The sequence below is a fragment of the Buttiauxella sp. AC142 genome, from assembly GCF_979253435.1.
On sequence record NZ_CEEDCH010000001.1, the window covers coordinates 3668363 to 3687625 of the forward strand.

Annotated in this window: 16 protein-coding genes, 1 tRNA gene and 1 pseudogene; 7 read left to right on the plus strand and 11 right to left on the minus strand. The window is 46.1% G+C overall.

All coding sequences use genetic code 11. The annotated features are described in order from the left end of the window. The first annotated feature begins 596 nt into the window (after positions 1–596). From AC0IWZ_RS16985 to AC0IWZ_RS17015, 7 genes are all read left to right on the plus strand, one after another. Positions 597–1406: a winged helix-turn-helix domain-containing protein gene (locus tag AC0IWZ_RS16985; protein ID WP_471678861.1), complete on the plus strand. Its 810-nt coding sequence runs from the start codon at positions 597–599 to the stop codon at positions 1404–1406. Further along, positions 1403–1921, plus strand: coding sequence for a hypothetical protein (locus AC0IWZ_RS16990; RefSeq protein WP_034498183.1), 519 nt, complete (start codon positions 1403–1405; stop codon positions 1919–1921). Before AC0IWZ_RS16985 ends, AC0IWZ_RS16990 begins: the two co-directional genes overlap by 4 nt. A 558-nt stretch (positions 1922–2479) precedes the next feature. Then, positions 2480–4585 (plus strand): EAL domain-containing protein, encoded by a 2106-nt coding sequence (locus AC0IWZ_RS16995; protein ID WP_471678860.1) that lies wholly within the window; start codon positions 2480–2482, stop codon positions 4583–4585. A 309-nt stretch (positions 4586–4894) separates the two neighbouring features. Further along, positions 4895–6055 carry a sensor domain-containing diguanylate cyclase gene (locus AC0IWZ_RS17000; protein WP_471680527.1) on the plus strand — a complete coding sequence of 387 codons (1161 nt, stop codon included), beginning with the start codon at positions 4895–4897 and terminating at the stop codon, positions 6053–6055. A 104-nt stretch (positions 6056–6159) separates the two neighbouring features. Beyond that, on the plus strand, positions 6160–8385 hold the full coding sequence (locus tag AC0IWZ_RS17005; protein ID WP_471678858.1) for a sensor domain-containing phosphodiesterase: 2226 nt from the start codon (positions 6160–6162) through the stop codon (positions 8383–8385). Between the two features lie 218 nt (positions 8386–8603). Beyond that, positions 8604–9065: a tyrosine-type recombinase/integrase gene (locus AC0IWZ_RS17010; RefSeq protein WP_471678857.1), complete on the plus strand. Its 462-nt coding sequence runs from the start codon at positions 8604–8606 to the stop codon at positions 9063–9065. Positions 9066–9524: 459 nt separating this feature from the next. Continuing rightward, positions 9525–9797, plus strand: a complete 273-nt coding sequence (locus AC0IWZ_RS17015; RefSeq protein WP_425338985.1) for a hypothetical protein — start codon at positions 9525–9527, stop codon at positions 9795–9797. 96 nt (positions 9798–9893) lie between these two features. Here AC0IWZ_RS17015 and AC0IWZ_RS17020 read toward each other — a convergent pair whose 3' ends face one another. From AC0IWZ_RS17020 to xerD, 11 genes and pseudogenes are all read right to left on the minus strand, one after another. Next, entirely contained in the window at positions 9894–10391 is a 498-nt protein-coding gene (locus AC0IWZ_RS17020) for a hypothetical protein (protein ID WP_471678856.1), read from the minus strand. A gap of 20 nt (positions 10392–10411) precedes the next feature. Next, on the minus strand, positions 10412–10975 hold the full coding sequence (locus tag AC0IWZ_RS17025; protein ID WP_471680507.1) for a hypothetical protein: 564 nt from the start codon (positions 10973–10975) through the stop codon (positions 10412–10414). A 544-nt stretch (positions 10976–11519) separates the two neighbouring features. Next, positions 11520–11593 (minus strand) — tRNA-Gly (locus AC0IWZ_RS17030). A 134-nt stretch (positions 11594–11727) separates the two neighbouring features. Then, positions 11728–11895: a hypothetical protein gene (locus tag AC0IWZ_RS17035; protein WP_471678854.1), complete on the minus strand. Its 168-nt coding sequence runs from the start codon at positions 11893–11895 to the stop codon at positions 11728–11730. Between the two features lie 15 nt (positions 11896–11910). Next, positions 11911–12138 carry a hypothetical protein gene (locus AC0IWZ_RS17040; RefSeq protein ID WP_471678853.1) on the minus strand — a complete coding sequence of 76 codons (228 nt, stop codon included), beginning with the start codon at positions 12136–12138 and terminating at the stop codon, positions 11911–11913. 184 nt (positions 12139–12322) lie between these two features. Continuing rightward, a complete protein-coding gene (actS, locus tag AC0IWZ_RS17045) occupies positions 12323–13084 on the minus strand; it encodes an amidase activator ActS (RefSeq protein WP_034498217.1) in 762 nt (253 codons plus the stop codon). A gap of 74 nt (positions 13085–13158) precedes the next feature. Then, on the minus strand, positions 13159–14673 hold the full coding sequence (gene lysS, locus AC0IWZ_RS17050; RefSeq protein ID WP_471678852.1) for a lysine--tRNA ligase: 1515 nt from the start codon (positions 14671–14673) through the stop codon (positions 13159–13161). 9 nt (positions 14674–14682) lie between these two features. Next, positions 14683–15781, minus strand: a protein-coding gene (gene prfB / locus AC0IWZ_RS17055) for a peptide chain release factor 2 (protein ID WP_115627376.1) whose coding sequence is annotated in 2 segments (ribosomal slippage) — positions 14683–15705 and positions 15707–15781 — 1098 coding nt in all. Because the reading frame shifts where the segments join, the coding sequence is not laid out codon by codon here. A 96-nt stretch (positions 15782–15877) separates the two neighbouring features. After that, complete coding sequence (recJ, locus tag AC0IWZ_RS17060; protein ID WP_471678851.1) at positions 15878–17611, minus strand: single-stranded-DNA-specific exonuclease RecJ; 1734 nt, start codon at positions 17609–17611, stop codon at positions 15878–15880. Between the two features lie 7 nt (positions 17612–17618). Then, positions 17619–18335 carry a bifunctional protein-disulfide isomerase/oxidoreductase DsbC gene (dsbC, locus tag AC0IWZ_RS17065; RefSeq protein WP_471678850.1) on the minus strand — a complete coding sequence of 239 codons (717 nt, stop codon included), beginning with the start codon at positions 18333–18335 and terminating at the stop codon, positions 17619–17621. Positions 18336–18359: 24 nt separating this feature from the next. After that, positions 18360–19255: pseudogene (gene xerD, locus AC0IWZ_RS17070) on the minus strand (site-specific tyrosine recombinase XerD). Between the last annotated feature and the right edge of the window lie 8 nt (positions 19256–19263).

Genomic DNA, 19263 nt, shown 5'->3' on the forward strand with positions numbered 1-19263 from the left:
TGCTACCAGCAACGTCTATCAATATAGGACATAACGACAAACATGTACTTATACGCCAGGCTTATCTAAATCGTAGGGTGGCAATTTGAAAAGAAACACACAATGAGTGCAATCGCGGTAAGTTAATACCGCAACAATATTATTATATTGAGAATGAATAAACCCGTAGCTCACTATTATTACCCACAGTCGAAATCACCTGTTGAGTAAAGGCGACAGAAATAGTCAGGTATTAAATAGAGCTGGAAAAACTTGCAGCACTGAGCAGCTGAACGCTGAAAATGACCGTTCGCTACCTCTCATGCCATTGCGTCAGCGAGTATATTTATTAATGGACATAAACGTAATTTTTTTAATCTTTCCACCGGGATCTTTCTCTTTGCAATTAAAAAAGAATCAGGGAAAACATATAAGATATTGATAATTATGGATTTAATGTGTTTAAGAAGAGTGATTAATTTGTTATACAATTTGTCTTTGCAGACTTCATTCGCAAGCAGAGGGTAAAGTCCCGAAAACACTGAGTTCTTCCATGCTTCATTATGCTTATAATGGCGTGTCAAAAAACTGCCTGAGTTAACGAGAGTACTGGCAACATGTCCGAAGCAGATAATTTATGTTATCTCATTGAAAATAAAATATTATTTAACCCTGAGAAGCAGAGCCTTGTGCATGCTGATAGCCATGAACAGATAAAACTCAAACCAACGGCATCTTTATGCCTGCTGTTGTTGCTCAGAAATCACGGCGAGATAGTCACGCAGAATGAACTGTTGGCCTTTGCGTGGGGAGAAAGTCACAGGCAAGTGAGCTTTAATGCTTTTTATCAAAGTATCCTTTCTTTGCGTAAGTCTTTCCTACAAATGAATGTGGATAAACAAATAATCACCACGATTCCACGTAAAGGATTGGTCATTCAGCAAGAAATAACCATAGAAAAAAAGTGTGTTCTCATTCCTGAAACAGTTACGGAACCTACGGCAGAGGTTGTTCCTCAGAGCACCCCTTTAGCAACTCAAGATGAAACGACCGCCATTTTAGTCGGCAAAACAAAACGTGCTTTGTTAACGCCGGTCGAAGGCATGATTATTATGTTAACCATGCTAATAATCGCGCTACTTATTTATCCACGGGTCATCGGCAAACAATATTTCTCTGGTTATGTTGTCTTAAACAAATATGCTGGCCAATGCCATTATTTCTTAAACGATGATGCCAGTGACCACACGCGGCATGAGGACTTTATCAAGCGACATCCCGAGATGTGTAATAATGATAAATACCTTTATATAACGGCTTACCCTGAGACGAAGAATATTTCTATCATCCTTTGTGCTACCCGCATGGAATTGTCACACGATAATGCCTGCCAGTCCGTCTATTATCCACGGTACGATAGCCAATGAAGATATTCGCAACGATTGCCTCTTTCAGAACTCAGACGCGCATCATTTTTTTAGCGTGTCTGGCTATTGCTACCAGCCTGGCGCTGTACCTCTATCATCCCCAGATAAACGAGAATCAGCACAGTCTGGTTTGCCGGGCAAACTTACAGATAGTCAGAGATAACGCAACATTTCGTGGAATCATCGATTTCAAAGCTGGCGAAGGGAAAGGCATTGCCCATATAAACGGTATTATTGATGCAGCCCCGCAAGAGTACACTGTTCAACGTACTATCCTTTTTACACACACTGATTATGGCCTAAGCCCGGTGTGGGTCTCCCGACAAATTGTCATTTCAAATCGGGAAACCGTACCCTCAGAATTGCTCATAAAATTCCTTCCTGACTTCTACCTGAAGAACTCCGGCGTGACCGATATTGATATTTTTACACTGAACAAGGACGCGGACCTGATCACCAGAGAGGGCATCCCTTACTTGTATTGCCAAAAATATCTGCTGCCTGAAGACGAATAATATTCGCTTAACAGCCTGATTGAGCTAAAGCTTAAGGAAAATTTACTTAAGCTTCATCTTTCCGATAAAAATGCTTCGAACTCCACTTCGCGCCGCATAACACCCTTTGTGCCAAAAAACACTTGTTTAATATACTGTTCAGACCAGATAACCACTACTAATGATATAAAATAAAATACACATAATGATAACTAAAAACATCATAAATATTAACAAGGCAATAGATAACACCGATCTGTATTTAATAAATTGATCACCAATACCTATCAATTACACCTATTAATTATTAGTTATTGATCGTCAATACCGATCTATGTTTGTATTTTATACATTAAGTATGGCGCTTACTCCGCTGACATCCAGGAATTCGACTCTGAAATTCGTTCATTTTTTTCGCTGACCTGATTTCCAGATAGTTATCTTTCTTATTATGAAGAAACATTAAAGTGTTTAGCCAATCATTCGATGAGATGTCTTTCAACAGCGCCTGAAAATAATCTTCCAGCAATCATTTACCCCAAAAAAAATAACCTGATGGTGGTTTTCACAATGGTACGTGTGTGGTTTCAGAACAATTTTATTTATCAGTTGAACACCAGCAAGGCATTATTTTTTAACAACAACATTGTTAAATCTATTGTCGCCAGTTCGTTAGCTATTGTTCCCTTTGCAATTATCCGTGCTTTACTCCTGGTATGCTCTGTTATATCGGGTTATGTCGGATGGCACAGTTTTGCTCTCTGGCTCGACCAATTACAACAAACGCTTATGGATTTCATGCCAATCCTGATGAATGCCTTTATGGCATTACACTGGGCAATTCGTAATCGGAGATCGGTCACTCACTTCCTGACTGTAAATATATGTAGCCTGCTATTTATAAGTCGCGCAATCAGTAACGACCGGCTATTTTTCCTTGATATCTCCATTCCTATTGCACTTTTCTCGGGTATTATTGTTAATTACTGTCTGGATAGATTTATAGGACAGGTCGATAAACAATTAGGTGCGCAGACTAAAAATATCAAAAACACAGTCCTGTTCTTCTTTTCCATATTCACCATTTCATTCTGCACTTTTGTGATGAGTTTTTTGGCACATCATCTGTTTTCACTGGTGCCAGGCTACATAGAAAATGCGCTGCAACACAGCTATCCGCAAACCTTCTCCACAGGGCTTCTGTATATCGTACTACGCTGTATTCCCTGGTTTTTTGGCTTGCACGGTTATTTTTTATTCTACGACATTGATGCCAACTTCCTGGCTGAAGCTCAGGCAAACATCGCGGCATGGCATGCCGGACACGCCGATCTCAATATATTAAGCCCGGAGTTTTACAATATCTGGTGCACCATCGGCGGAACGGGCAGCACCCTGAGCATGCTGCTATGCATCATCTTTACTAAGAATAGTTCACACCGCCATATCATCGGCCCGTCAGTCCCATTGGCAATCTTTAATATTAACGAGCCCCTGATTTTTGGCCTGCCCATCGTGATGAACCCAGTGCTGATTATCCCCTTCATTCTGGTGCCCGCGGTTTCATACATCATTGCTTATACAGCGACAGCATGGCATTTGGTACCGGCAATTTCAGTTGCCGTGAACTGGAGTGTGCCGCCAATTATTAGCACGTGGATAGGAACCAATGGTTCCATTGCCGCCATCATTCTGAACTTCATTATTATTGCCGTAGGCATGTTGATATATGCCCCGTTCTTGCAACGCTGGACTATCAGCAAGAAAAATAACCAACAGCAGCACTTATTCTTACCGCCGACAAATCTCGAGTTAATGCCTAACCATCGCAAACTCAAGGACGAAAAAGAGTATATGGAGGCGCTGGATCATGTGCATCAATTGCAATCTAGCGGGCACTTTATTCTCTATTTCCAGCCTCAGGTTCGGCTTTCAGACCGGCGGATCATTGGCATGGAAGCGCTTATTCGACATAAAGGTAACGACGGTAAAATATCTCCACCTGTCTTTTTACAATATTACGACCGCTTAAATGCCATGCCAGATATCGATTTTTGGGTAATGGAACAGGCCGTCAGCTATCTTCGTCAGCACTTGAGCCATTACACAGGGATGACACTATCGGTCAACGTATCGCCGCAAACCCTCGTCGATAAACGCCTGTTTAATGTTATTTCACGCATTTTGAACGAACCTTTGCCTGCTGGCTGGGAGCTTGAAATTGAGATCACCGAGTCGCAGGCCGTGAATGCACCTGAACAAGTTGCTGAGGTTCTCGCTCAACTGAAACTACGCGGGATAAAAATTGCTCTTGATGATTTTGGTGCCGGTTACTCAACGCTCAACTACCTGACTCGCTATCCACTCGACAAAATCAAGCTGGACCGCTCCCTGGTAATAGGATTAGGCAAAAAAGGCGGGCTGCAGTTTCTCAGACAAGTCACAAAATTGTGCCAGATTACCGAGTGTCATGTAGTGATTGAAGGTGTCGAAACAGAAGATGAACTACGTCAGATTCTGATTGAAGGTGTTGAAACAGAAGATGAAATGGCGCTGGTACGGTCTGCCGGAATTGAACTCGCTCAAGGATTTTTGTTCTGGCGCCCGTTGCCAATTGATGAAATATGCCAGGTGTTAGAGAAAAATAACGCATCGAAAGAAGCTCAGGACCAGGAACAACACTGATACGCATCAACCCTGTTCAAGGAGTGCAAAAAAGACAACTCGTAAACGGGTTGTCTTTTATTTCCTAAAATTAATAGAAATCTCTTGAAGATAATATGCACATCGTTATTATCCAACCGCAGCTCGATTATAATAAACACATGCCTACCAAGAGTAAATTTTAAGTTAAAGATGTTATTTAATTATGATATTTCATTAGTCCTACTCGCAGTAATTATTGCGTGCCTCACTTTTTATGTCTCTTTTTGGCTATGTAAAGCGGGTGCGCGCAAAAATCATTATTGCTGGCCTTTATGCAGTGGCCCAACGATGGGATGTGGCGTTTGGGTTTTGCATTACATGATAATGCAGGCTCATCATCATAGTCATGTTATCAATTATAACATTCATAAAACAATGGCTTCACTGTTAATAGCCATTATTGGATGCACACTGGGATTTGGTTGCTTTCTATTCAAAAAATTCCGTGGTAAACGCTATCTTCTTCCAGCGCTGTTATTTTCCTCAACAATTGCATCAATGCATTATCTGGGAGTGGCAGCAATCATCAATGCAGGCCACAGACATGCCAGCATCACGTATGTCACTCTATCGTTAGCCGTTATTTTTATTACCTCATTAATTATGTTGCGTTTAACTCACATGATGTTGGTAATGACGGGTAAAAATGATAGTTATGCCAATTTCTATCGACTCAGTGCAACGGTGACTCTTTGCCTCGGCGTCGCCATTATGCATTTTTTAGGCACCAGTGATTTAAATATGGCGCCTTCATTCAGAGCTTTAACAGCCATCAATCAGGAAGTTCACATAGAAAAAACCATTGCGATGATGTTAATCGTGCTTATTGTCATGATATTTATCATTTCTATATTTATTTGGTTTGTTAATTTCAAAGAACATTTAAGCAATGAGATTCTCAAGCGCGAGTTAATTGCTAAAAACTTGCAGCTGAAAAAAATGACGCAACACGATGCGCTGACTCAATTACCTAATCGCTTTTATCTGCAAAACCATTTGCACACTCTGTTTGAGCGTCAGGTAGAACCGCTGCACATTTTGTTTCTTGACCTGGATGGCTTTAAACGTGTGAATGATGTCTGGGGGCACGCCATTGGCGATGAGTTGCTGGTTAGCATTTCACAAACGCTCAGAATCGTTGTCAGTGATGAGGGTTTTGTTGCCAGAATTGGCGGTGATGAATTTATCATCGTGGTTTGCCAACGTGAGAAAGCAGCCGTTATTGAACTTGCTAAGAAAGTACTCGCCTCGGTTTCCGGTGTTTACACTCTCTCTGCAACCACCATTGATTTTTTGTCTGCCAGTATTGGCATTTCCATTTACCCCGAACACGGGCGCGATATTGCCACATTGTTGAAAAAGGCAGACACGGCAATGTATTACATAAAAAACAAGAGTAAAAACAATGTGATAATTTATGACGATACCGAGATGATATTACCAACATAAAGTATGAAATTAAAATAACCGAGTATAAATACTACTCACTCTTAAGCAATGGATGCTTGTTAATCATTCCAGAATCTGGAATTTGTGTATAAAAGCAGACATTGATGATGCAAATTTCTTCGTTGTACAACAAATACAAAGATAATTGGTGGGCACTTCCATTAATTCTCCCGTTCATACTCTATCCCATCACGCAGCGCCTGAGTACCTACGGTATTGTTGACGGGTTTGACATTCCTTTCATTTATTTCAATATGGCGCTGATGACGGTCCTTACCATGATGTATGGTGTAAAGGCCATTCCAGGAATCGCTCTTTGCATATTCTCCCGGGTGTATCCCGACAGGGGGTTTGAACCTGCACTGATGTCGATTTTGCATTATTTCACCTCGATCGTCATTAGCTGCGCCGGGTATTACTACTTCACCGGTAAGAAAGGTCTGGCAAGTTTCGGGCGTTATAACTTGACCTGGCAGCGTATATTTTGGTTAGTATTTATTAACACCACTCTCTTCTTAAATTATTTCCAGGCGGTGCTTTACCTGGGGTTATTTGGAGGGTATGACAAGATGATGTACGTAAACCCTTTCACTACACGTACATTAATTAATTATCACGCCATGCTGGTCGGAAATATGATCGGATTGCCAATGCTTTATCTGGTTATTCGCTCTATCCGAAATCCTTTCTATTTAATTAAGTATGGAAAAAAAGTTCGTCATCAGCTTGCAGAAGACTTGCGCGTTGTTGAGCTTATTTGTTTACTCGGTTCTCTAACGATGTTAACAGCGCTCATGATTTATGAAAGAAATCATACGCTAATGCTGATGAATTCAGTCTACACGCTGACATTATTGCTACCCGTAATGATATGGGCAACGTTGCGACTGGGACATGCCGCTGTTTCTATCGTATGGTGGGCGATCGTTATTGTTTTGTGCAAATATTATCAGAGCTACATACCCAGTGGTGGTGATTTCGATTTGCATCTAGCGATCGCGACCTCTTGCTTCTCTGCATTTTCAATAACCATCACATTAATGGCGATAAATATCTCTCGCCAGCGGGCTTTGAATGTAAAAACCAAAAGGTTAATGAGCATTGATCCTGTCGTTCACCTACCAAATTTGCTTGCCCTCGATGCCGATTTAAAACAGAACACTATCTCAATTTTGTGCCAACTCTATGCTCCGGATCTCGAGTTGCTAGGCCGCCATTATGGTCTGCTGATGCAGGTTCAATACAAACAGCAATTGGCTCAGTTTTTAAAACCCGTGCTAAAAGAAGATGAGCGAATTTATATTAGCTCAGGCCATGACTTAATCGTTCGTATGTCCCCATTGAATGCCGAAAAACGAATTGCCGAGCTTTATAACAAAGCCAAAAAATTCCGTTTCATTCGTGACGGCGTAAAACTGTACCCGCAAATCGGCTGTAGCTACTGCATCATTAATTACCCCGTCGGCCATCTGTATATGTTGATTGGCGAACTCCGCGCACTGGCAGAAATTTCGCTCACCACCAACCTGCCTGTCGATATGAGAAAACACAGCAGCCGCCAGGTGCAAAACCAGGTTAAAACCAAAGTTGATATGATGAATCAACTTCAGCACGCGCTCGAATTAGATCGATTCGTATTGATGGCTCAACCCATTGAGAGCAAAAATGGCGATCGATACCATGAGGTGCTGCTGCGGATGCGGGGTAACAATAACGAGATTATCTTCCCGGATACCTTCCTGCCGGTGGCACATGAATTTGGCATGTCTTCCAGCATTGATCTGTGGGTGTTAAACAACACGATGAAGTTTATGGATGAAAATCGTGACTCGCTGCCAAACCAACGCTTTGCCATAAACCTGACTCCTGCCTCTATCTGTCGCGCAGACATGGCAGCGCTGATTGAAAGACTGTTAATCCAGCATGGAATTGCTCCTGAGCAGATTGTCCTGGAAGTCACGGAAACAGATGAACTGACCAATAATGTGCAGGCAGAAAAAACGCTGGATGCGATGCACCGCCTGGGCTGCAAAATTGCCATTGATGATTTTGGCACCGGTTATGCCAGCTATGCTCGCCTGAAAAATATGCGTGCCGACATTCTCAAAATTGATGGCAGTTTTATACACAAAATCAATTCCAGCGAAATGGATTACAAGATTGTGCAGTCCATTTGCGAACTGGCGCGCATGAAGAATATGACCCTGGTGGCGGAGTTTGTTGAAACCGAAGAGATTCGCCATACGTTATTCCGCATGGGCGTAGATTATGTGCAGGGCTATTTGATTGGTAAACCCGCACCGATTGAGAGCATTCAGACAATAAATTGAGGTTTATTTAACAATTTAAAACAATACAGGGGAGCCTCAGCTCCCCAAAATCTATGACCGCTTATCCGGCGTTACTTTTTCATGTTGGTGGCCGTTGCACTTGCCACTACAATTCCAGGCATTGATGAATACCATTCATAATCCCTATCCTCCCCTCTGTGATTATCAATAAGCACAAACCCGTTAGCATACCCCTATTCGCAGATGTAGCGATCACTATGGCCTCTTTATGTTTACGTGTAGGGGATACGGTGAATTTGAAGTTCAGCCAATTTAAGGAAGGAAACACGCTGGAAGTGCTGGAGAGTAAGACGGGTAAAAAGAAGGAAATAATCATTCCTGCAAAGGTGTGGGAGATTGTTGAACGCCGCCGCCAGGCATTCCCGAAAGACGAATACGTTTTCACGTCACATAGCAACCGAGCATCAGGAAAAACCCCTGTAAGCCGTGAGCAAGTGAACCGTGAGATCAAACAGGCTGCGGAGAATGTGGGGATCAAAGGCACTGTAGGTTGTCATAGCTTCCGCAAGTTTTCTGCAACTGCGGTTTATGAGAAATCTAACGGGAATCTTGCCTTAACCATGAAGACGCTGAACCATTCCGATCCTAAAGTCACCATGAACTACCTGAAAATCGACGTTAAGAGCGTGGGCGCTGCCCTTGCAAACATTTGGGAGTGATGCACATCCCCCTTTAAACGTTTACTCTGCGGATTTCTGGCAACCTCAAGTTGCACAATTATCCATTAAGTTTAAGAAATCTGCACTCGATCATAAATTTCATTTTTTTTGCATCCCATTGACAATTGTCCCAGGCCTTATGTGACATGGGCTTAGCGAAATTCTACTTGTCAAAACCTTAAAACCTCCTCGAAATCAATACTTGTTCTCAAACAATTACTTATTAGAATACTCATCATATAGTGCAATGATTAGTCGTAACCACTATATGTAGTGCCTGACACTAAATTACAGGCATAAAAAAACCGGACTCACTTTATAAGTAAATCCGGCTTTAGAAGCATGACCACCATGAGTTTGCAGACTCATAACGACTGTTAGCCTCGCCTTCATTTTTGACGGTTTGATTGTGCCAGGCTTGGTTGGTCATGTAAACCCTTAGTATCAATCAATAGGTAAATGACCATGACCATTTGTTCTAAGCAGCACCGTTATGATTTTAAATTCAATAATTTACCGGATGATCAAGGCGGCGAAGGTCGTCATAAATGTTGTGGTTGTGCTTATGACCAAGGTTATCGAGCAGGATTCTCTCGCACCGGTCAGTTATGGGTAGATCTTTGCTCACTGCCAGAAAGCCAAGCAGGGACTGTGCGCCATAAAAGCCCACAGGCAGCTTTTGCTGATGGTTACCGCGATGGTGTGCGCGATTCTTATCGCAAAGCAGGTTAGTAAAATATTTAAAGAGGAGAGTTAGCTCTCCTCTTTTTCCTTATAATACATACCTTCAAAGAACCCTATATCGACACCCTCAAACGCGATTATAACTTAAAGATTAGAAGTATCGTTTGCTACCTTACTGTTTGGAATGTAGCGAACTACTGTTTGGGCCATAATCCCAGAAATGACCATCTGGCTTAACTCAACCGTGGTGTCAGGAAGTTTCCAGGTTGCTTTATTTGGATCCGAAAACTCAGGCTTACCATACTTCTGAGTTAATAGTTGATTTAAGGTTCCAAATTGACGAGCAACGATGCCTTCATTTTTCTTTTCGTGGCTGGATACATTCGTTTGGACAAGACGATCAGATGAATCGAAAAGGAAGGTGACTGAGTAAAGACCGCTACCGATTGATACGGTATCAATTCGTACCTTACCAACACTACCTTTAAATTTCTCTGGAGAGATGAGGTGCGCCCCATTGCCTTGAGCTGCAACCACTTCTGACGGATTCATATCCCATTTAGTATTTCCATAACCCACCCCCTTAGCAAAAGCGAGCACAGGTAAAGTTAGAATCACGAAAGCCATTAGTAATTTTTTCATTCCATCCCCACGAATTGAGTTTATTTATTGTGAACCAGTTTGCAACGATCCCATTGTTCAGTGCTTCTTGCGATGCGGTCACTAATTGCAAAGTTCATCAGCCACGAATCATAGGCGTACACTTTGCTTTTATCATCTGCCATCATCAACTTGCCGTTAGTTTTCAGCTTTGGCGAGAGCAGGTATGTACCGTTTAAACGGTTAGCTTTGAAGCTATCTACATACAACGTCACCTCGGCACTACCCAGCACACGTAAAGCGCCTGTTCTGCCATTCTGTATTGCTGCAATAGCATACTGACAGAGGTAAGTTTTCTCGGTTGAAGCCGTAGTTTTACCGTCAACCTTAGCTGATGGGGAATGTGAAGAGGATTTAGGGATTGAACTATGAAGAGAAGATGACGGGTAAGAGTAATTTTTAAAAGTAGAAGATGAACGCGAACTACCGCCACATGTTTTCCATGCTGCAATACATGAATTACCGCATGGTATACCTTTCTTGCAATTCTTCGCGTATGCAGAGAACGACAACCCAGCTAATAGAAATGTACCGATGGTTATCCTAACCAACGAAGACCAGCCCATAAACCACCCTTCTTTTAAGATTTTCCTTGGATGATACCATACTTAAATCAAGGCAATAGAAGCCAATAAGCCCCGTTGGTGGTAAGACAGCAAGCGGAGCGTAGCGACAGCATCAAGGTTATGTCAGACAACAAGCATTTATCAGGATAACCGTGTTCCCATAAAGGAGCGTGGCTGAGACGCTGGCAGAGCCTGCATTTCGTGTGCAGGTACGAACCACCATAGACCTGTTTATTCTCTGCAACGTCATCACGACGTATGGCATAAGAGATCATCGGGCTTAAATGCGCTTGCTGAAAGTTTATGAGAATCAATGCCCGGATCAGGCTTTTCCTTCACGTTGGATTATCGTGGTGTGAAGTTGGAACTGCCGCCGACGAATAGTTATACTCTCATTTCCATAGTAACTATCCGTGACAACTAACAGTGTACCCCCCGTTGGTACTTTGTCGTTCAATGGTAGAACGAACGAGGCAACTTATCTTTAGTAAGTTGTTGATAGCAAAACGAAATATAATGAAGTTTTGCCACAAGGGGAGAGATCTGGAGCGGGTGAAGGGAATCGAACCCTCGTATGCAGCTTGGGAAGCTGCCGTTCTACCATTGAACTACACCCGCTTTGAAGTGCGTAGGCATTATAGACGTTCAGCTTTTACTGGCAAGCGCCTTTTAAGTTATGTGATGGATTATTAAGCGATTGTTTTTATTAAGCAGGGGAAACTATTGGTTTCCCCTGTTTCATTAAGCCTGACTCAGCTCTTTTTCGGGAACACAAACAGCGCCACGATTGGAGAGACAACCATTAACGCAAATGCCCAAATGAAGCCCATGGTGAACCCTCCGGTTGCATCGATAGACCAGCCAATTAGCTGGCTATTTGCGGTAGCGATAACAAACGTGCATACCCAGAATGTCGACATGGTGTAGGTCACGGTTTACGTATTCGCGCCTTTTAACGTCTCTTTTGGAATCGAGAAGATAAAGGCAAACCAGTTCGCAAACACAAAACCGGTCAGGAACGAACAAACCAGAATCAGGATGTCATTGGTCGCGAACAGCATGATAAAAGTGGTAATCGCCATCACAATGCTGGTGCTAAATAGCCAGTTTTTATAATGATAGCCACGAGCTTTGCAGAACGGGTCCGCTATCGCTCCGAGCATAATCCCCACCTGGTTCACCGTCCCGCTCAGATGAGCGTGAGATTCAGGCGGCAGGTGCGCGTATTTCGCGTAGTACTAACGGCAGGAAGGTGAACCAAACCGCGCCGAGCACCAGGGTAATGCGTGACAGAGATCAAGCGCGAGGGGATTTATTAAAAGCCAGATTAATTCTGGCTTTTAATCATTAGCAGGAAGGTTTACTGCCCGCAGGAGGCAAATAACGCTGCGGATCAATAGCGGTCGCGCGATAGCGAATCTGGAAATGTAGATTCACAGAATCTGAACCGCTGCTGCCCATGGTGGCAATTTTCTGCCCGGCAGCCACTTTTTGGCTGGTGTTCACAAGCGTCGTTTCGTTGTGGGCGTAGGCGGTGATGTAATCTTCATTATGTTTAATCATCACCAGATTGCCGTAGCCACGAAGCTGGTTGCCGACATAAACCACGGTGCCAGCGGCAGAGGCGTAAATGGGTTGCCCGCGTTTGCCCGCGATATCAATGCCTTTGTTGCCGCCATCGCTATTGGAGAACGGCACGATCACTTTGCCCGTTGTCGGCCAGCGCCAGCATTTTGATCCCACAGGAGGTGCTGCCACTTTGGCAACGCTGCTGGTCGAAGATGAACGTGGTTTGGATGTTTTCGCCACCGCCGTTTTCTTCGAGGAAGAACCGGAGCTGCCTTTAACGCGAAGCTTTTGCCCGACTTCCAGGGTATAAGGCGCGGAAATGCCATTAAGACGCGCCAACTCGCCAACACTTGAGCCGGTCATGCGTGAAATTCGATAGAGTGTGTCGCCACGTTTAACGGTGTAAACCGGCCCACTATAGTTTCCTGCGGAGGCTTTAGAAGTGCTCGCTTTGTTTGATGAGCAAGCGACGAGAAACAGGCCCAGGAGCAGGACGATGGCGTTGAGTGACCATTTTCTGACTGTGCTTTCCTTGCGCAAACTAATCCTCGGAATACATTAACTGAAAAGAAGATGTTCCTCCCCGCAGTGACGCAGGGAGGAACGAGTACCACTTACTTAACCGGGCGCAGGGCCGGGAACAGGATAACGTCGCGGATGGTGTGGCTGTTTGTGAACAGCATAACCATACGGTCGATACCAATGCCCAGACCCGCTGTTGGCGGCAAGCCGTGCTCCAGAGCAGTCACGTAGTCTTCGTCGAAGAACATTGCTTCGTCGTCGCCTGCATCTTTTGCAGAAACCTGGTCTGCAAAGCGCTGAGCCTGATCTTCTGCATCGTTCAGCTCAGAGAAGCCGTTACCGATTTCACGGCCACCGATGAAGAACTCGAAGCGGTCAGTGATTTCTGGGTTTTCGTCGTTACGACGCGCCAGTGGAGAAACTTCTGCCGGGTATTCGGTGATGAAGGTCGGCTGAATCAGATGGCTTTCAGCCACTTCTTCAAAGATTTCTGTCACAACGCGGCCCAGGCCCCAGCTCTTCTCAACTTTGATGCCGATAGCCGCTGCGATTTCCAGAGCCTTAGCCATATCGTCCAGATCCGCAATATCGGTTTCCGGGCGGTATTTTTTAATAGCTTCGCGCATGGTCAGTTTTGCGAACGGCTGGTCGAAATCAAACACCTCTTCGCCATACTGAACTTGTGCTGTACCCAACACATCATGTGCCAGAGTACGGAACAGAGACTCGGTCAGCTCGATAAGGTCCTTGTAATCCGCATACGCCATATAGAGTTCCATCATGGTGAACTCTGGGTTATGACGCGGAGAAATGCCTTCGTTACGGAAGTTACGGTTGATTTCGAAGACGCGATCGAAGCCACCTACAACCAGACGTTTCAGATACAGTTCCGGCGCAATACGCAGGTACATATCGATGTCCAGCGCATTGTGGTGGGTGATGAACGGACGCGCAGAAGCACCACCAGGGATGACTTGCATCATTGGAGTTTCAACTTCCATAAAGCCACGGTTAACCATGAAGTTACGGACGCCAGCCATGATCTGAGAACGAATTTTAAAGGTCTTGCGGGATTCATCGTTGGAGATCAAATCCAAATAACGCTGTCGATAACGCGCTTCTTGATCCTGCAAACCGTGGAATTTGTCTGGCAGCGGACGCAATGCTTTGGTCAGCAGACGCAGCTCAGTACAGTGAATTGAAAGCTCACCGGTTTTGGTTTTGAACAGCTTGCCGCGAGCGCCCAGGATATCGCCAAGGTCCCATTTTTTGAACTGCTCGTTGTAGATGCCTTCTGGCAAATCATCACGGGCAACGTAAAGTTGAATGCGGCCACCGACATCTTGCAGAGTCACGAAAGACGCTTTACCCATAATACGGCGCGTCATCATACGGCCCGCAACGGCTACTTCGATGCCCAGCTCTTCCAGCTCTTCGTTCTCTTTCGCGTCGAAGTTAGAGTGCAGTTGGTCAGAGGTGTGATCGCGACGGAAATCATTTGGGAAAGCGATGCCCTGCTCACGCAGGCCAGCCAGCTTCTCGCGGCGTGCTTTCAGTTCATTGTTAAGATCAACCGCTTCGGTGCCCTGCTCTTGTTGTTCAGACATGTTGGTTCCTCATAACCCTGCTTTCAAACTTGCTTCGATAAATTTGTCCAGATCGCCATCCAGTACCGCCTGCGTGTTACGGGTTTCTACACCAGTACGCAAGTCTTTGATACGGGAGTCGTCCAGTACGTAAGAACGAATCTGGCTGCCCCAGCCGATATCCGATTTGTTGTCTTCCAGCGACTGCTTCTCAGCATTTTTCTTCTGCATTTCCAGCTCGTATAACTTCGCCTTCATCTGCTTCATCGCCTGATCTTTGTTCTTATGTTGCGAACGGTCGTTCTGGCACTGAGTCACGGTATTGGTCGGAAGGTGGGTAATACGTACCGCAGATTCTGTACGGTTAACGTGCTGACCACCAGCGCCCGATGCACGGTAAACGTCGATACGCAGATCCGCTGGATTGATTTCGATATCAATGTCGTCATCCACTTCTGGATACACGAAAGCGGAGCTAAAGGAGGTATGGCGACGGCCACCGGAATCGAATGGGCTTTTACGCACCAGGCGGTGCACGCCAGTTTCGGTACGCAACCAGCCAAAGGCATATTCACCCTGAATGCGAATAGTCACGGATTTAATCCCGGCGACTTCACCTTCAGACTCTTCAATGATTTCAGTTTTGAAGCCACGCGCTTCTGCCCAACGCAGATACATACGCATCAACATGCTGGCCCAGTCTTGCGCCTCGGTGCCGCCAGAACCTGCCTGAATGTCGATATAGCAATCCGCGCTGTCGTATTCGCCGGAGAACATGCGACGGAATTCCAGCTGCGCCAGTTTGGCTTCGAGTTGGTCTATCTCAACAATGGTTTCATTGAAGGTATCTTCGTCGTCGGCTTCGACGGCCAATTCCAGCAAGCCGTTAACATCTTCCAGCCCCTGAGTCATTTGGTCTAAGGTATCGACAATGGCTTCCAGTGCAGAACGCTCTTTACCTAACGCTTGCGCGCGCTCAGGTTCGTTCCACACATCAGGCTGTTCAAGCTCTGCGTTTACTTCTTCCAGGCGCTCTTTCTTGGCATCGTAGTCAAAGATACCCCCTAAGAACGTCGCTGCGCTCGGTGAGGTCCTGGATGCGGTTTTTTACCGGGTTAATTTCAAACATGGTCTGTATTATCTTATGTTGATGACAGAAGACGAAAATGCGGTCGTAAACCGGAAAGTTTACCGGAATTACGCCGCTTTTTATAGTTTTGGTTGGCTATATCGGCCAGATATGGTCGATTAAAAGCTGAACACTGCGGTTGCCGCGAAACTCGTTTACATCAAGCTTGAAAGCCAGTTCGACTTCGCGCACGCCGTTATCTGGCCAGTATGCGGTGTCGACGTTAAAGGCAATCCCGTCGATAAGCGGGCCGCCGCCGATAGGCTCCACCATGACTTTCAGATGGCGTTCACCCACCAGCCGTTGCTGCAATAAACGGAATTTACCGTCAAACAGCGGCTCGGGGAACATCTGCCCCCACGGCCCGGCATCACGCAATAGCTCGGCGGTTTCCAGCGTCATTTCTTGCGCAGTAATGGCACCATCAGACCAAACCACGCCTTGCAGCAGCGCGGGGTCAAGCCATTCGCCTACCAAATCGCCAAAGCGCTTACGGAACTCTTCAAATTTCGCTTCTTCCAGCGATAAACCCGCTGCCATCGCATGGCCGCCGAATTTCAGCATCAAGCCAGGATGCAGGGTATCAAGGCGCTCGAGTGCATCACGCATATGCAAACCTTGCACTGAACGCCCGGAGCCTTTCAGCGTGCCGTCACCCGCTGGCGCAAAGGCGATAACCGGGCGGTTAAAGCGCTCTTTAATACGAGATGCGAGGATACCGACTACGCCCTGATGCCATTCAGGGTGATACATTGCGAGGCCATACGGCAATTCATCGTTACTATGTTCAAGCTGCTGGCAGAGGGTCAGCGCTTCGGCCTGCATCCCCTGCTCTATTTCTTTGCGCGTCTGGTTTAGCGCGTCAAGTTCATTGGCAAGCATGCGCGCTTCGCCGATGTTTTCACTGAGCAGCAACGCAACGCCGATTGACATATCATCCAGCCGCCCCGCCGCATTCAGACGCGGCCCTAAAGCAAAACCTAAATCGCTGGCGGCCAGTTTTTGGGGTTCACGGTTCGCAACTTCAAGCAGCGCTTTGATGCCAGGACGGCATTTCCCCGCACGAATGCGGCTCAGCCCTTGCCAGGTCAAAATACGGTTATTGGTGTCGAGGGGAACCACATCCGCGACGGTGCCTAATGCAACCAAATCCAGCAATTCTGCCAGATTTGGAACCACCAAACCTTGCTGTTCAAACCAGCCGCATTCGCGTAAATGCGCTCGAAGCGCCAGCATCAGATAAAAAGCAACACCGACTCCTGCAAGGGATTTTGATGGAAACTCACAATCGACCAGATTCGGGTTGATGATGGCTTCTGCCGCTGGCAACTCTGGCCCCGGTAAGTGGTGGTCAGTCACCACCACAGGAATTCCCAGCGCATGAGCGCGTTCAACGCCGCTATGAGATGAGATGCCGTTATCGACGGTCAAAATCATTTGCGCGCCGCGCGCATGAGCTTGATCCACCACTTCAGGGCTTAAACCGTAACCATCTTCAAAACGGTTTGGAACGAGGTAACTGATATTTTGGCAACCAAGGCTGCGCAGCCCCAGCACGCTCAGCGCGGTGCTGGTTGCACCATCAGCATCAAAATCGCCGACCACGATAATGCGCAAACCCTCGCGGAATGCGTTGTGTAACAACTCAACGGCTTTATCCATGCCGTTGAGTTGCTGCCAGGGCAGCATGCCTTTCACACTACGTTCGAGGTCTTGCTCGCCCTGCACCCCGCGACTGGCATACAGGCGCTTTAAGAGTGGATGCAGTTGCTGAGGCAGCACGACAGATTCATCAACGGTACGACGGCGAAGTTGTGTTTGCTGTTTCACCCGTCAACTACCCGCCAATATTCGTAAGCTGCTGGTGGGCATCCAGCATTTGTTTCATCTCTTTCGGCCCTTGATAGCCAGGAATAACGGTGCCATTGCTCAGTACAATTGCCGGCGTTCCCTGGATACCAAACTGCACGCCGAGGTTGTAATGATTGGCGATGTTCATATCACACGTTCCACCTGTCACTGTTTCACCTTTCATCGCCGCATCGAAGGCTTTTTTAGGGTCTTTTGCGCACCAGATGCCTTTCATGTCGTTTTCTGTCTGGCTTTGCAGACCCTGACGTGGGAAGGCCAGATAACGCACGGTAATCCCCAACGCGTTGTAGTCTTTCATCTCTTCGTGCAACTTGTGGCAATAGCCGCAAGTGATGTCGGTAAACACAGTAATAACGTGTTTTTCCTGTGGCGCTTTATAGACGATCATCTCTTTTTCGAGCGCGTTCAGTTTACCCACCAGCAGTTTGTTGGTGACGTTAACAGGCTGCGCACCGCTGACATCGTACAGCGGCCCTTGAATGAAATGTTTACCGTCTTCAGTCACATACAGAACACCGCTATCGGTTAGTACCGTTTTCATGCCCGCAACAGGTGCTGGCTGAATGTCAGCGTTTTGCACACCTAACTTCGCAAGAGACAGCTTGATTGCTGCGTCGTCAGCATGAACAAAACCGGACACAGAGACCGCTAATAATGGGAGCAGCCACAAACGCTTTTTCATGATGATTCCTTTATCTTCTGCCACTCACGCACGTGGGTGGTGCTGTTGATGTAGCTTGCGTAACCGCTCAGTCGCTACATGCGTATAAATTTGTGTGGTGGACAAATCACTATGCCCAAGCAACATCTGTACGACTCGTAAATCTGCGCCATGGTTCAGTAAATGCGTCGCAAAAGCATGCCTGAGAACATGGGGGACAGCTTCTCGCTGTCGATTCCCGCCTGCACCGCGTAATGTTTGATGCGGTGCCAGAATGTCTGGCGCGTCATTTGTTGCGCGCGATTACTGGGGAAAACGGTATCAATCGACACGCCATTAAGCAGCCACGGCCGACCGTGTTCAAGGTAGTTTTCTACCCAATAAACTGCTTCCTCACCCATCGGCACCAGGCGCTCTTTGTTACCTTTACCAATAACTCGCACTACACCCTGACGCAGACTCATATCACTCATTGTCAGGCCGACTAATTCGGAAACACGCAGCCCGGTAGCATACAATAATTCGAGCATGGCTTTATCACGTAACTCGATAGGCTGGTCAATACAGGGTGCTTGTAGCAAGCGTTCGACCTGCGCTTCGCTTAAATCTTTCGGCAAACGCTGCGGTAATTTTGGCGATGACAGCATCACGCTGGGGTCGTCATCGCGAAGTTTTTCGCGGTAGAGATACTGAAACAACCGGCGCATCGCACTTAACATTCGTGCCGAGCTTGTTGCTTTATAGCCGCCTTCAAGACGCTCAGCAAATAGCGACTGCAAATCGCCCGTTTGGACATTCAGCAAATCTAAATCATGGCGTTCAAGCCACTCCGCCAGCATCTTCAGATCCCGGCGGTAGGAGTCTAATGTGTTCTGTGCCAGATTCCGCTCAAGCCAGAGCGCATCAAGAAATTGTTCGATTCGGGCCTGATCTTGTTCCACTGCTGCCT

Bases quoted from the DNA above. Each gene is read 5' to 3' on its own strand.
- AC0IWZ_RS16985 (WP_471678861.1), top strand. From the start codon at position 597: ATGTCCGAAGCAGATAATTTATGTTATCTCATTGAAAATAAAATATTA.
- AC0IWZ_RS16990 (WP_034498183.1), top strand. From the start codon at position 1,403: ATGAAGATATTCGCAACGATTGCCTCTTTCAGAACTCAGACGCGCATC.
- AC0IWZ_RS17000 (WP_471680527.1), top strand. From the start codon at position 4,895: ATGGGATGTGGCGTTTGGGTTTTGCATTACATGATAATGCAGGCTCAT.
- AC0IWZ_RS17005 (WP_471678858.1), top strand. From the start codon at position 6,160: ATGATGCAAATTTCTTCGTTGTACAACAAATACAAAGATAATTGGTGG.
- AC0IWZ_RS17010 (WP_471678857.1), top strand. From the start codon at position 8,604: ATGGCCTCTTTATGTTTACGTGTAGGGGATACGGTGAATTTGAAGTTC.
- AC0IWZ_RS17015 (WP_425338985.1), top strand. From the start codon at position 9,525: ATGACCATGACCATTTGTTCTAAGCAGCACCGTTATGATTTTAAATTC.
- AC0IWZ_RS17020 (WP_471678856.1), bottom strand. From the start codon at position 10,391: ATGAAAAAATTACTAATGGCTTTCGTGATTCTAACTTTACCTGTGCTC.
- AC0IWZ_RS17025 (WP_471680507.1), bottom strand. From the start codon at position 10,975: ATGGGCTGGTCTTCGTTGGTTAGGATAACCATCGGTACATTTCTATTA.
- AC0IWZ_RS17035 (WP_471678854.1), bottom strand. From the start codon at position 11,895: ATGTCGACATTCTGGGTATGCACGTTTGTTATCGCTACCGCAAATAGC.
- AC0IWZ_RS17040 (WP_471678853.1), bottom strand. From the start codon at position 12,138: ATGCTCGGAGCGATAGCGGACCCGTTCTGCAAAGCTCGTGGCTATCAT.
- lysS (WP_471678852.1), bottom strand. From the start codon at position 14,673: ATGTCTGAACAACAAGAGCAGGGCACCGAAGCGGTTGATCTTAACAAT.
- dsbC (WP_471678850.1), bottom strand. From the start codon at position 18,335: ATGAAAAAGCGTTTGTGGCTGCTCCCATTATTAGCGGTCTCTGTGTCC.